Source organism: Corallococcus carmarthensis (assembly GCF_003611695.1).
Taxonomy (GTDB): Bacteria; Myxococcota; Myxococcia; order Myxococcales; family Myxococcaceae; genus Corallococcus; species Corallococcus carmarthensis.
Map to the genome: position 1 here is coordinate 96,762 of NZ_RAWE01000004.1, position 14,968 is coordinate 111,729.

2 protein-coding genes (1 of these 2 running past the window's edge) are annotated in these 14,968 nt (G+C 72.3%); both read right to left on the reverse strand.

What is annotated here, in order from left to right; genetic code table 11:
- A complete protein-coding gene (locus D7X32_RS02200; protein WP_244238807.1) occupies window positions 1–4,515 on the reverse strand; it encodes a type I polyketide synthase in 4,515 nt (1,504 codons plus the stop codon).
- Window positions 4,508–14,968 carry the 3' end of a non-ribosomal peptide synthase/polyketide synthase gene (locus D7X32_RS02205; protein ID WP_158625586.1) on the reverse strand. The gene runs 14,955 nt beyond the window's last position, so only the last 10,461 of its 25,416 coding nucleotides appear in the window; the start codon falls outside the window, past its right edge — the gene reads right to left on this strand; it ends in the stop codon at window positions 4,508–4,510. The genes D7X32_RS02200 and D7X32_RS02205 overlap by 8 nt, the downstream gene beginning before the upstream one ends.

A 14,968-nucleotide genomic window follows, 5' to 3' on the forward strand; every position in this document is an offset into this window, starting at 1 on the left:
TCACTCCAACTCGGCCAGGAGGGCTTCCAGCGTCTGTGCGTCCGCCGCCGCCGCCTTGTGCTTGACGATGCTCAGCGCGAGCGCGGCGATGGTGGGGGATTCGAAGAGGCCGCGCAGGGACAGGTCCACCCGGTACAGCTCGCGCACGCGCGACAGCACCTGCGTCCCCAACAGCGAGTGGCCGCCCAGCTCGAAGAAGTCGTCCTCCACACCAGGACTCTCGATGCCGAGCAGCTCCTCCCAGCACGTGGCCAGCGCCTGCTCCACGTCGTCGCGCGGCGCCACGTACCGGGTGGCCAGGGCGGGACGCGGGTGCCGGGCGCCCACCTTCGTGGGGGCGGGGAGCGCCGCGGCCTGGAGCCAGCGCGCGGCCTGGACGGACAGGTCCGTGGTGCTGACGGCCCAGCGCGCACAGGTGGGCGCGTCCAGGAGGCGCAGGAAGGACTCGAGCCCCTCGGAGAAGGACACCGCGTGCTCGGCGGGAGGCTCCTCCCCGGCGTGCCAGCCGGGCCAGTTCACGCTCAGCCACGGCGTGCCCCCAGTGCGCGAGCGCGCGGCCGCGAAGGCGTCCAGGAAGGCATTGGCCGCCGCGTACGCGCTGAACCCCAGGCCACCCAGCACCGACGACAGCGAGGACTGGAGCAGCACGAAGTCCAGCGGCAGATCCCTCACGGCGTCGTGGAGCGCCCACGTGCCGTGGACCTTCGCCTGGAACTGCTCCTCGCACCGCGCCGGGGTCGCTTCCCGCGCGAGGAGGAACGTCTGCCCGCCCACGCTGCCGGCCGAATGGATGACGCCATGCAGCTCACCGAAGCGCGCCCGCGCCCCCACGATGGCGGCTTCCAGCTCCTCGCGCTTCGCGACGTCCGCGCGGACCAGCATCACCTCCGCGCCCCGCTGTTCGAGCGCCATCAAGCGCTCCAGTGTCTGGCGGAGTCCGTCCTGTGTGTCATGGGCGCGGACGTAGTCCTCCCAGGTGGCCCGCTCGGGCATGGCGGTGCGGCCCACCAGCACCAGCCGGGCCCGCGCCTGCTGGAAGAGCGCCTCCGCCTGCGCGAGGCCGATGCGGCCCAGGCCACCGGTGATGAGGTAGACGCCGCGCTCGCGCAGCAGCGCCGGACGTCCCGTGGGCGCGGGAAGGCGCACGGGTTCGAAGGACTCCTGCCAGCGCTGCCCTGAGCGGTAGGCCACCGCCATCCCGTCCACCGGCGCGCGCAGCTCGTCCGCGAGCCGTGCCACCAGCCGCTCCTCTTCGGGCCCGCCTGCTTCCGGCGGCACCACGTCGATGACGCGGCAGCGGAGCGAGGGCTCTTCCTGCGGCAGCACCTTGCACGCGCCCAGCACGGTGGCCCGGCCCGGATCGAGGGGCTCGCCGCCGGTGACGTCCTGCGCGCCCCGGGTGAGGACGTTCAGCTCGAAGGGGCCCGCGCCCCCATGGGACAGCAGCGCCCGGGCGAGGAAGAGCAGGCCGTGGAAGCCGGCGAGTGCGTCCGTGTCGCGGCCCAGGCCCGAAACCTGGACGATGCGCCGGGGGATGCCGCCGTCGGCCTGGAGCGCGGACAAGAGCGCCGCGCAGTGCTCCGGCTGCCGGACATCGAGCGTGTAGTGGCGCTCGCCCTGGCGGTGGAAGGCCCCGCCCGGCATCACCGTCACCACGGACTCGTCCTGGTTCACCAGGTGCGCGGCCAGCCGCGCGCCCAGGTCCGAGTCATCGAGCAGCACCAGCCACTGGCCGGGTTCCGCCTTCACCGGGGCGGTGGGCGGCAGGGCCCGCTTCCACACCGGCCGGTAGAACCAGTCCGCGACGTCCTTGCGCGCGGCGACGTCCCGAGGTTCCGGGATGGTGGAGGCCGCGGCGCCCGCGTCGATCCAGTAGCGCTGGCGCTGGAAGGGATACGTGGGCAGGGGCACCCGCCGCGTCGAGCCGTGAAGCTTCTCCGGCTTCAGCCGGGCGCCCGCCATCCACAGTCGCCCCGCGGTCTCCAAAAGGACGGCGGCGTCCGGCGCGGTGTCCTGGGGACGCCGCATGGAGGTGAGCATCACGCGCCCCACCGCCAGGGGACCCGCCTGCCGGGCCAACAGGGTCAGTGTCTGGCCGGGGCCCACTTCCAGGAAGACGCGCTCGGGCTCCTGGAGCAGCGCGCCCAGGGCGTCCGCGAAGCGCACGGGCTTTCGCAGGTGCTCCACCCAGTAGCGCGGGTCCTGGGCCTGCTCCGCCGTCACCCACGCCCCCGTGACGTTGGACAGGTAGGGGAGCTTCGGTGGCGACAGCCGCGTCTGGCGCACGCGGGCCTCGAACGCGTCGAGGATGGGCGCCATCATCGACGAGTGGAACGCGTGGGAGGTGTGCAGCCGCCGGTGCTCCACGCCGCGCTCGCGCAACCGTGCTTCCAGGGCCTCCACTTCGGGCACGGGGCCCGACGCGACGCAGAGCGAGGGCGCGTTGATGGCCGCCAGCGACAGCCCGTCGCCGAGCAGCGGCCGCAGGGCCTGTTCGCCCAGCGCCACGGACAGCATGGCGCCCCCGGGCAACGACTGCATGAGCTTGCCTCGGGCCGCCACCAGCGCGAGCGCGTCCTCCAGCGACATCACGTCCGCGAGGCAGGCCGCGACGTACTCGCCCACGCTGTGGCCCAGCATGGCGCGCGGGCGGACGCCCAGGGACATCCACAGGTGCGCCAGCGCGTACGACGTGACGAACAAGGCCGGCTGCGCGAGCGCCGTGTCCCGCAGGCGCTCCTGGGCCTGCTCCTGTCCTCCTTCGGCGGGATGGAGCACGTCGCGCAGGTCCAGCCCCAGGTGGGGCCGGAGCAGCTCGCAGCACCGGTCCACGTGCTTTCGGAAGACGGGCTCGGACGCGTACAGGCCCTGGCCCATGCTGGCGTGCTGCGCGCCCTGTCCCGGGAAGAGGAAGACGACGGGGCTGTCCGCGCCCTCGGACGGCAGGGTGAGCAGCCGCCGCGCGTCGCGCGACGTGAGGCCCTGATGCGCGTCCTCCGCGTCCTGGCAGACCAGGATGCGCCGGTGCTCGAAGCGCCGCCGGCCCGCGTGGAGCGTGTAGGCCACGTCGGCCAGCGCCACATCCGGATGGCGGTCCATCCACGCCGCCAGGTTGTCCGTCGCCGCGTCCAGCGCCTGCTCCGTCCGGGCTGACAGCATCAGCACGTGCCAGGGGCGCGCGTCTTCGGTGCGCTCGGCTTCTGGCGCCTGCTCCAGCACCACGTGCGCGTTGGTGCCGCCCATGCCGAAGGAGCTCACGCCCGCACGCCGGGGTGCGTTGTCCGGCGTCCAGTCGCGCGCCTCGGTGACGACCTGGAAGGGGCCCCGCCCGAAGTCGGCCATGGGGCTTGGCTGCTTGAAGTGAAGGCTGGGCGGGAGCTTGCCGTGCTGGAGCGCCAGCACCGTCTTCATCAGCCCCGCGACACCCGCGGCCGCGTCCAGGTGCCCGATGTTCGGCTTGAGCGAGCCCAGCGCGCAGGCACCGGCCGATGCGGGCCGGTTCTCGAAGGCCTGGTTGAGCGCGGAGATTTCAATGGGGTCCCCCAGCGCGGTGCCGGTGCCGTGGGCCTCCACGTACTGGATGTCCGCGGGCGTCAGGCCCGACATGGCCAGCGCCTCGTGGATGACGGCCGCCTGTCCCTCCACGCTCGGCGCGGTGAAGCCCACCTTCGTGGCGCCATCGTTGTTCAGCGCGGACGCACGGATGACCGCGAGGACGGTGTCGCCATCCTCAATGGCCCGCTCCAGCGGCTTGAGCACCACCAGCCCGACGCCGGAGCCCGCGACGGTGCCCTGGGCCTCCGCGTCGAAGGCGCGGCAGTGCCCGTCCGGCGAGGCGATGGAGCCCGGCTGGTGCAGGTAGCCCACGCGGTGGGGCACGGGGATGGAGACCCCGCCCGCGAGCGCCATGTCCAGCTCGCCGTTGAGCAAGGCCTGACACGCCAGGTGCACCGCGACCAGCGAGGTGGAGCACGCCGTCTGCACGGTGAGGCTGGGGCCCTTGAGGTCGAGCAGGTACGAAGCGCGCGTGGCCAGGTAGTCCTTGTCATTGGCCAGGGTGAGCGCCTGGGCGCCCACGGTGCGCACCAGCTCCGGCCGCGACAGCAGGTTCGACAGCAGGTAGCTGCTGGCGCTGGCGCCCGCGAAGACGCCGATGGAGACCTCTTCCTGGGAGCCGGCGTAGCCCGCCCGTTCCAGGGCCTCCCACGCGCACTCCAGGAAGAAGCGCTGCTGCGGATCCAACAGCTCCGCCTCGCGGGGCGTCAGGCCGAAGAAGCCGGCGTCGAACAGCTCCACGCCGTCCAGGAAGAAGCCGGAGCGCACGTAGTGGGGCTGGGCGCGCAGCTCCCGCGCGACGCCCGCGGCTTCCAGCTCCTCGTCGGTGAGGACGGTGCGCGCCTCCACGCCGTGGAGCAGGTTCTTCCAGAAGGTGTCCAGGTCGGGGGCGCCGGGAAAGCGGCCCGCCATGCCGATGATGGCGATGCCTTCGTTCCGCGCCGGCTGTGTATCACTCATCCTGATCATCCTCACTGGGGGAACGGTGGGTCCGGGCCGGCTTGCGCTGTCCGGCACGCTCGCGCCGGGCCTGCACGCGGCGCTGGCCCTTCTCCTCGGTGGAGGGGCGCTCGTCGGCGTGCGAGAGGTGCGTGGCCAGCGCGCCCACCGTGGGGTACTGGAAGAGGTCCGCCAGCGAGACGTCGAGGCCCAAGACCCCGCGCAGCTTGCCGTGGACCTGGACGATGGACAGGGAGTTGCCTCCCAGGTCGAAGAAGCGCTCGTCGCGCCCGACGCGGTCCACGCGGAGTTGCTCCTGCCAGATGCGCGCGATGGCGCGCTCCAGCTCGGTGCCCGGTTCGACGTAGCCCTCCTGCGCGCCCAGCCTCAGACCTTCCGGAGCGGGCAGGGCCTTGCGGTCGACCTTGCCCGCGGCCGTGAGGGGCAGCGAGTCGAGGAGGACGAAGGCGGAGGGGACCATGAAGGAGGGCAGCCGTTGCTCCAGGAAGGAGCGCAGCTCCGCGGCTTGGGGCGGCTGAGAAGCGGTGACGTAGGCGACGAGGCGCTTGTCGCCGGGGGCATCCTCGCGCAGCAGCAGGGCGACGTCGGTGAGGAAGGGGTGGAGGCGCAGAGCGGCTTCCACTTCACCCAACTCGATGCGGATGCCGCGCAGCTTCACCTGGTCATCGAGGCGGCCGAGGAACTGAAGAGCGCCGTCGGGGAGCCAGCGAGCCCTGTCACCGGTGCGGTAGATGCGAGCGCCGGGGGCGGAGGAGAAGGGGTGCGGGAGGAAGCGCTCGGCGGTGAGGGACGGCTGGCCAAGGTAGCCGCGCGCGAGGCCGACACCGGAGATGAAGAGCTCACCCGGAGCGCCGAGGGGGACAGGGCGCAGGGAGGAGTCGAGGACGAAGAGGGAGGTGTTGGGCCAGGGGGAGCCGATGTGGAGGGAGTCGGGGCCGAGGCGCGGGTTGATGGAGGCGCAGACGGAGGCCTCGGTGGGGCCGTAGGCGTTGAGGAGGTTGCGGCCCGGAGCCCAGCGGCGAGAGAGCTCGGGAGGGCAGGCCTCGCCAGCGGAGATGACGGTGCGAAGCGAAGGGAGCGCTTCGGGTTCGAGGAGGGCGAGGACGGAAGGGGTGAGGGTGGCGGCGGAGATGGAGTGGGCCGCGAGGAAGGACTGGAGGGGCGCGCCCGGCAGAAGTGCATGGGCGGGAGCGAGGACGAGGCAGGCGCCAGCGAGGAGGGAGGAGAAGACTTCGCAGACGGAGGCGTCGAAGGAGGGAGAGGCGAACTGGAGGACGCGGGAGGAGGGGCCGAAGCCGTGGCGAAGGACGGCGGCCTGGGCGGTGTTGCAGAGGCCGCGGTGGTGAAGAAGGGTGCCCTTGGGTTTGCCAGTGGAGCCGGAGGTGTAGATGACGTAGGCGAGGTGGTCCGGCAGGACGCGTGAAGTAGGCGCGTGCGTGGGCTGACGGGCGATGGCGCCCCAGTCCTCATCCAGGAGGATGCGCGTGAGCTGGGACGCGTCCCCTGAAGGCGCCAGGTGTTTCTGCGTGATCAGCACGGCAGCGCCGCTGTCCTTCACCACGAAGGCGAGCCGCTCGGCCGGATGCGACGGTTCGAGCGGAACGAAGGCGCCGCCGGCCTTGAGGATGCCGAGCATGCCGATGACCAGCTCCGGCGAACGCTCGCAGCACAGGGCGACGCGCACGTCCGGACCCACGCCCGACAGGCGCAGGTGGTGGGCGAGCTGGTTGGCGCGCGCGTCCAGCTCCCGGTAGGTGAGCGTGGTGCCCTGGCACTCCAGCGCGGGCGCCTCCGGCGTGAGCGAGACCTGGGCCTCGAAGAGGTGGTGCGCGCAGGTGTCCTGCGTGAAGGCGACGTGCGAGTCGTTCCACGCGACGAGCATGCGCTGACGCTCGGCGGGCGACACCAGGGTGACGTCCGCCAGCCGGCCGTCGGCCGAGGCCATGAGCCCGGACAGGGCAGCGCGCCACTGCGCGAGCAACCGCTCCAGCGTGGCGGGCCCCAGGCGCTGGACGCCGGAGACCAGCCGCAGCCGCAGCTCCCGCTGAGGGATGACGACCGCCGTGAGCGGGTAGTTGGTGCGCGAGAAGCTCTGGGGATCGCGGATGTCCAGGTGTCGCGCGCCTTCCTTCAGCGCCGCATCAACGGGGTAGTTCTCGACGACGAGGATGCTCTCGAAGAGCGACGTGCCGCGCGGCACCTCGCTCCAGGCCTGGAGGTCGGACAGGAGCGTGTGCTCGTGGTCGGCCAGTTCGAGCTGGTTCGCCTGGAGCTCCCGCAGCCACGTTCCTACCCGGGCATGCGCGGGCATGTGGACGCGGACCGGCAGGGTGTTGATGAAGAGTCCCACCGCGGACTCGACGTTCGCGAGCCCGGCGGGACGGCCGGAGCGCGTGGCGCCGAAGACGGCCTCGGTTTCACCCGCGTGGTGGGCGAGCACCAGGGCCCAAGCTGCCTGCACGAGCGTACTGAGCGTGAGCTGGTGCTGGCGCGCGAAGGCCTGCATCGCGGCGGTGTCCGCTTCGGACAGGGTCACCTCGCGCTCGCTGCCCTCGGCGGAATCACTGGCGGCTTCACCCGCGAGCGGTTCGGGCAGCACGGTGGGGGCGGTCACCCCCGCGAGCGTGGCGCGCCAGAAGGCCTCCGCCTTCGAAGGGTCCTGGCCCTGGAGCCAGGCCACGTAGTCCCGGTAGCCGTGGGACGGCAGGGCCGGTGCCAGCGGCTGGCCGGAGGCGAGCTGGGTGTACGTCGCGAACAGCTCCTTGAGAAGCAGCGCGATGCTCCAGCCATCCACCAGCAGGTGGTGGAAGCTCCACACCAGGCGCCAGGAGTCCCGCCCCAACTGGATGAGCGCGAGCCGCATCAGCGGTGGCTGGGTGAGATCGAAGCCCCGGGCGCGGTCCTCGGCGACGAACGCCTGGAAGCGAGCATCCCGCTCCGCCTCCGGAAGCGTGCACCAGTCGAGTTCCTGCCAGGGCAATTCGCTCCGGGCGTGCACGAGCTGGAGCGGCTGTTCCAGGCCCTCCCAGAGGAAGCCCGTCCGCAGCACCGGGTGGCGTGCCAGCACGTGCTCCCATGCGCGGTGGAGTGCGACCGGATCGAGCGCGGTGTTGAAGAACGCCCAGGAGAGCTGTTCGAAGTAGGCGCTGGAGCCCGGTGACAGCAGCGCATGGAAGAGCAGGCCGCGCTGCATGGGCGCCAGCGGATAGACGTCCTCCAGCGCGGGCTGGTCCTGGAGCAGGGCGTCCAGGAAGTGCGTGGGCAGGCCCGCGAGCGGGAAGTCCGCGGCGGTCCTCACGAGCGCCTGCGGCGAATGGCGCCCGGAGACGAGGGTTCGAAGGGCTTCGGTGAAGCGCTGCCCCAGGCCCTGGAGGGTGGCTTCCTGGTGGAGGTTCTGGCTGTACGCGAACGCGACCTCCAGCCGCCCACCGAGGATGAAGGCGTTGACCTCCAGCACGTGCGTGCGCGGGCCCTCGCCGCCCTGGACGGGTCCCGTGGGGAGCCGTGAGAGGCGGAACTGGGACGAAGAGGGCAGGGCCGAGTCCAGCTGTCCCAGGTAGTTGAACAGCACGGGCGCGCCCGACGAGGAGGAACGCGGACGAGAGTCTTGTCCCTGCCGCAGGTAGCGCAGCAGTCCGTAGCCCAGGCCCTTGTCGGGCACCGCGCGCAGGGCGTGCCGCACCTGTCGCACCGCGGCCGAGGGGCCGAGGGACGCATCCACGTCCACGAGCAGCGGGAACAGCGTGGTGAACCAGCCCACGGTGCGCGACAGGTCCACGTCCTCGAAGAGGTCCTCACGGCCGTGGCCTTCCAGGTCCACCATGAGGTGGGAAGCACCGGACCACCGCGCGAGCGTGTGCGTCAGGGCCGCGAGGAGCACCTCTTCCAGACGGGCTCCATACGCGCCGGGCACCTCCTGGAGCAGCAGCTGGGTCTCCTCGGCGCCGAGCGACACGGCGACGCGCTTCTCCGAGTCGAGCGTGTTGATCCCCTCGGGCACGTCCACCGGCAGCGGCGCGGGCGCGGGCAGGTCCAGCCACGCCGGAAGCCGGGCGAAGGCATCGGTCCGGGCGTGGCCGTGCAGCCGCTCCGCCCAGGCCTTGAAGGACGTGCTCTTGGACGGCAGCGCGGTCTCGAGGCCGTCACGGAGCCGCGTGCACACGGCATCCAGATCCTCCAGCAACACGCGCCACGAGACGCCGTCCACCACGAGGTGGTGGATGACGAGCAGCAGATAGCCGGGCCGCGTGGGGCCCAGGTCGAACCGGACGGCGCGCAGCAGCGGACCGTCGGAGAGGTGCAGCCGGGCCTGTGTATCCGAGGCGATGCGCTCCAGGGCCGCGTGCTGCGCGTCTGGGTGCACCGAGGACAGGTCCTCGTGGGTCAGCGCGGGCGTCGCGGACTCCGCGCCACCCAGGTGCTGCGTCCACCGTCCCTGCCGCGACTCGAAGCGCATGCGCAGGGCGTCGTGGTGCAGCAGCAACTGTCCCAGGGCACGCTCCAAGAGCTTCGCGTCCAGCGGCTGGAGGACCTCCAGCAGCACCGACTGGTTGAAGTGGTGGGGCGTGGAGCGGGGCTGCTCCAGGAACCAGTGTTGGATGGGCGTGAGCGGCACTTCGCCGGTGACGAGTCCCTGCTCGGACTGGAGCAGGGGAGCGTCCCCCGCCGCGCGGGCCAGCTCCGCCACCGTCTGGTGCTGGAAGAGCTGCCGGGCCGTGAGCCGCAGCCCCGCGCGCCGTGCACGCGAGACGACCTGGAGGCCCAGGATGGAGTCACCGCCGAGCGTGAAGAAGTTGTCGCCCGTGCCCACGCGCTCCAGGCCCAGCACTTGCGCCCAGATGTCCGCGAGCGTGCGCTCCACGGGCGTGCGGGGCTCGATGAAGTCCCCGCCAGAAGCCACGCGGCCGGGCGCGGGAAGCGCGCGCCGGTCCAGCTTGCCGTTGGAGGACAGGGGCAGTGCCGCCAGCGACACGAAGGCCGAGGGCACCATGTATTCGGGCAGCCGCGACTTGAGCACGGCGCGCAGGGCGTCCTCGTCCAGCGAGGCGCCGCTGGCGGGGACGACGTAGGCCACCAGCCGCTTCTGGCCCGGGACGTCCTCGCGCACGAGCACGGCCGTCTGGTGCACCGAAGCGTGCGAGGACAGGACGGCTTCAATCTCCCCCAGCTCGATGCGGAAGCCGCGCAGCTTCACCTGGAAGTCGCTGCGGCCCAGGTACTCGAGGCTGCCGTCGGCGAGGTAGCGGACCCGGTCGCCCGTCTTGTAGAGGCGGGCCCCCGGCGTGGCGCTGAACGGATCCGGAACGAAGCGCTCCGCGGTGAGGCCGGGCCGGCCCGCGTACCCACGCGCCAGCGCGATGCCGCCCAGGTACAGCTCGCCCACGGCCCCAGCGGGCACCAGCTCCAGACGAGGCCCGAGGACGCGCAAGGACACGTTGTGGATGGGATGTCCGATGGGGACGCTGGTCCGCATATCGCCCCGCGCGCAGGCCCAGGCGGTGACGTCCACGGCCGCCTCAGTGGGGCCGTACAGGTTGTGCAGCTCCGCCGGGAGCAGCGCCAGGCAGCGCGCCTGGAGGTCGGCAGGCAGCGCTTCGCCGCTGCAGATGATCCGCTTGAGGCCGGTGCAGGACTCGACGCCTGGCTCGTCCAGGAAGGCGCGCAGCATGGACGGCACGAAGTGCAGGGTGGTGATGCCCTGTTCGACGAGGGTGCGCGTCAGGTACGCGCTGTCCTGGTGGCCGCCGGGCCGCGCGACCACGAGCCGCGCTCCCGTCATCAGCGGCCAGAAGAACTCCCACACGGACACGTCGAAGCCATACGGCGTCTTCTGGAGGACGCGGTCGTCCGCCGTCAGCCCGTAGGCCTCCTGCATCCACAACAGGCGGTTGCAGATGGCCTCGTGGGTGTTCATCGCTCCCTTCGGCTGGCCGGTGGAGCCGGAGGTGAAGATGACGTAGGCCAGTCCACCGCCGTGCACCGCCACGTCCGGACGCGTCTGCGCGTGCTTCGCGAAGACGTTCCAGTCCGTGTCCAGGCTCAGCGCCGGAGGAGCATCATCTGGGAGCAGCGACGCATGCCGCGCCTGGGTGAGCACCCATCGCGCCTCGCTGTCGCGAAGCATGGACCGCAGCCGTTCCTGGGGCAGCGTGGGCTCCAGCGGCACGTAGGCGCCGCCGGCCTTGAGGATGCCGAGCAGGCCCACCACCAGCTCCACCGAGCGTTCCATCAACAGGGCCACCCGAGACTCGGGCCCCACGCCGCGCTCCAGCAATGCGTGCGCGACCTGGTTGGCGCGTGTGTCCAGCTGCCGGTAGGTGAGCTGCTCGTCGTCGAACGCCACCGCCACGGCATTGGGCGTGCGCTCGACCTGGGCCTCGATGAGCCCGTGCAGCGTGAGGCCCGCGGCGCGAGGCACGCGCGTGTCGTTCCATTCCGAGACGAGCTGGTGCCGTTCGGACTCCGACAGCAACGGCAGCCGGGAGAGGTGCTCGTCCGGCGTGGCGAGGCTGCCGCGCAGCAGCGTCTCCAGGTGGCGCCCCAGCCGCGCGACGGTCGCCGCGTCGAACAGGTCGGTGCTGTACTCCAGCGAGCCCACCAGTCCGTCCGCCGTGTCCGCCAGCGCGAGCGTGAGGTCGAACTTCGCCGTGTCCCGTTCGAGGGCCAGCGGCTTCAGCGACAGGCCCGGCAGCTCCACTCCGGCGAGCGCGTCCTGGTCCAGGACGAACATCACCTGGAAGAGCGGGGAGCGGCTCAGGTCGCGCTCCGGCCGCAGCGTGTCCACCAGCTGCTCGAAGGGCAGGTCCTGGTGCGAGTACGCCCCCAGCGCCGTGCGCCGCACCTGGGCCAGCAGCTCACGGAAGGTGGGGTCTCCGCCCATCCGCGCACGCAGCACCAGCGTGTTGACGAAGAAGCCGATGAGGCCTTCGGTCTCCGCGCGCGTGCGGCCGGCGATGGGTGAACCGACGCCCACGTCCTCCTGACCGGAGTGGCGGTGCAGCAGCACCTGGAAGGCGGCCAGCAGCACCATGAAGGGGGTGACGCCCTCGCGCCGGCAGAAGGCATGCAGCTCTTGCGTCAGCGCCACCGGCAGCCGGACCGGAACGGCCGCGCCCCGGAAGGACTGGACCGCGGGACGGGGCCGGTCGGTGGGCAGCTCCAGCGCCTGGGGCATGTCCTGGAGCTGCGCACGCCACCAGCCGAGCTGCGCTTCCAGGACGGAGCCCTGGAGCCACTGGCGCTGCCAGTGCGCGAAGTCCGCGTACTGCACGGGCAGGCCGGGCAGCACCGGGGTCCGCTCGTCGCGGAAGGCCTCGTAGAGCTCGGACAACTCACGCACCAGCACCGCCATGGACGCGCCGTCCGCGACGATGTGGTGGACGGTGAGCGCCAGCACCTGACGCCCGGACTCCAGCCGCAGCAGCAGCGCGCGCAGGAGCGGGGACTCGGCGAGCACGAAGGGACGGCGCGCGTCGTCGGCGGCCAGGCGGAGCGCCGCTTCCATCCGCGCATCGGCGGGCAGGTGGCCCAGGTCCTCCACGCGCAGGGAGAGCTGCTGCGTCTCCGGGGCAATCCGGAGGACCGGCCGGCCGTCGGACTCGGGGAACGACCCACGCAGGGCTTCGTGGCGCGACAGCACGGCCTCCAGGGCCTTGCCGAGCGCATCCGCGTCCAGCGTTCCCTCCAGCAGCAGCGCGCTGGAGATGTTGTACGCGGCGCTGCCCGGCTCCAGCTGATCCAGGAACCACAGGCGCTGCTGCGCGAAGGACAGCGGCAGGTCGCCCGTGCGCGGCAGGCGCTCCATCGCGGGAGGCTTCTCTCCGTGGGCGCGGGCGTCGATGCGCTCCGCCAGGGCCGTCAGGGACGACGCCTCGAAGATGTCGCCGAGCGGCAGGTCCACCTGGAAGGTGCCCTGGATGCGCGAGACGAGCTGAGTGGCCAGCAGCGAGTGGCCGCCCAGTTCGAAGAAGTCATCCCGCAGGCCCACGCGCTCCACGCGCAGCACCTGTTCCCAGATGCCGGCGAGCAGCTGCTCGGTGGGCGTGCGCGGCGCCCGGAACGTGTCCGTGGGCTCGCGCGCTCCGGCCTCCAGCCCCAGGGCGGCGAGCGCCCGGGTGTCCACCTTGCCGTTGGGCGTGAGGGGCAGCGCGTCCAACGGGATGAACGCGGAAGGCACCATGTACGCGGGCAGCTGCTCCGTGAGCGTCTGCCGCAGCCATGCCGTGTCCACGTCTCCCGTGACGTACGCCACGAGCTGCGCCGAACCCGAGGCGTCCTCGCGCGTCACCACCGCCACCTCGCGGACACCCGCGCAGGCCGCGAGGAGCGCCTCCACCTCTCCCAGCTCGATGCGGTAGCCGCGCACCTTCACCTGCGAGTCGAGGCGGCCGAGGAACTCCAGCGTGCCGTCCGCGTTGCGCCGCACCCGGTCTCCCGTGCGGTACAGGCGCGCGCCGGGCTTCCAGCTGAAGGGGTGCGGGATGAAGCGCTCCGCAGTGAGCTCCGGCCTGCGCCAGTAGCCCCGGGCCAGCTGCACGCCGCCGATGTACAGCTCTCCGGTGACGCCCACCGGCACCAGCCGCAGGTCCTCGTCCAGCACATGCAGGTCCACGTTGGCGATGGGCCGGCCGATGGAGACGACGCTCCCCGGAACCTCGTCGCCCGTCACCTCGTGCACGCAGCAGCCCACCACCGTCTCGGTGGGGCCGTACTCGTTGATGAGCCGGGTGTCCGGGGCATGCTCGCGCCAGAACGCCAGGTGCTCCGCGGTGAGCGCCTCGCCGCCGATGACGAAGGCGCGCGTGCCGCCGCGTGCCTCCTCCGGGCGCAGCTGCCGCGCCAGCAGCTGGAGGTGGGAGGGCGTCAGCTTGACCAGTCCGTAGCCGCCGCCTTCGCGCACCACGCGTGCCAGCCCCTCCACGCCGCCGCCTTCCTCCACGAGCACCACCGCGCGGCCCACCGTCAGCGGCAGCAGCAGGCTCGTCACCGTCAGGTCGAACGCGAGCGACGAGTGCACGGGCGCGGCGCCCTCGGCGGCAGGGTAGGCCCGGGCGCACCACGCCAGGTAGTTGACCACGCCCCGGTGCTCGATGAGCACGCCCTTGGGGCGCCCCGTGGAGCCGGAGGTGTAGATGACGTACGCCAGGTCGTCCGCGGTGACGCCGCTGGTGGGCCGCGCTTCGCTCTCACGCGAGATGAGGGCGTGGTCCGCGTCCAGGCACACCGGTTGGAAGGCACCGGCGGGCAGTTCGTCCGCCAGCCGCTCCTGCGTCACGAGCACCGGCACCGCCGAGTCCTCCAGCATGGACGCCAGCCGCGCCACCGGGTAGCCCGGATCCAACGGCACGTAGGCGCCGCCGGCCTTGAGGATGCCCAGCAGGCCCACGGCCATGTCCGTCGTGCGCTCCACGTACAGGCCCACCAGCACGCCCGGCTTCACGCCGCGCGCGCGCAGGTGGTGCGCCAGTTGGTTGGCCCGGCGGTCCAGCTCGCGGTACGTCAGCCGCGTGTCGCCCTGACGCACGGCCTCCGCGTCGGGGGTGCGCTCCACCTGGGCCTCGAAGAGGTGGTGGACGCAGCCGGACGGGAAGGCGGCGTGGGTGTCGTTCCAGGTGGTGAGCAGCTGCCGGCGCTCGCCGTCCGTGAGCAGGGGCAGGTCGCCCAGCCGCTGTCCGGGGCGGGCCACCATGCCCTCCAGCAGCGTGCGCCAGTGGCCCGCGAGCCGCTCCACCGTGGCGCGTCCCAGGCGCGAGGTGTCGTGGGCCAGCTTCAGCCGCAGCTGCCCGTCCGGAATGACGGTCACGTTGAGGGCGTAGTGGGGCCGCTCGTCGAACCGCACGTCGCGCACGTCCAGGCCTCCGGCCCTCGCGCGCACGGAGTCGTCCACCGGGTAGTTCTCGAAGACGAGCAGCGTCTCGAAGAGCGGCGTGCCCCGTGGCACTCCGCTCCAGCCCTGCACCTGGACCAGCGGGCTGTGCTCGTGCTCCTGCGCTTCGGCCTGCTGGGACTGGATGCGCCGCAGCCACGGCAACAGCCGTTCGTTCCCGGGCAGCGTCACGCGCACGGGCACCGTGTTGATGAACAGGCCCACCGTGTCCGCCGCGGTGGAGAGGCCCGGAGGCCGGCCCGCGACGGTGGCGCCGAACACCACGTCGGAGGTGTGCGTGTGGCGGCCCAGCAGCAGCGCCCATGCGCCCTGCACGAGCGTGTTGAGCGTGAGCTGGTGCTGGCGCGCGAAGCCCTGCAGGGCCTGCGTCATCTCGGCCGGGAGCACCAGCTCCACCATGCCGCTCTGGCCCTGGCTGCGGTCCCGGAGGGCGCCCGCGCGCTCATCACCGGGCAGCGGGGTGGGGGCCGGGAAGCCGGCGAACGTCTTCCTCCAGAAGGCCTCGGTGCGCGTCAGGTCCTGGCGGCCCAGCCACTCCACGTAGTCGCGGAAGGCCGGCGCGCGCGC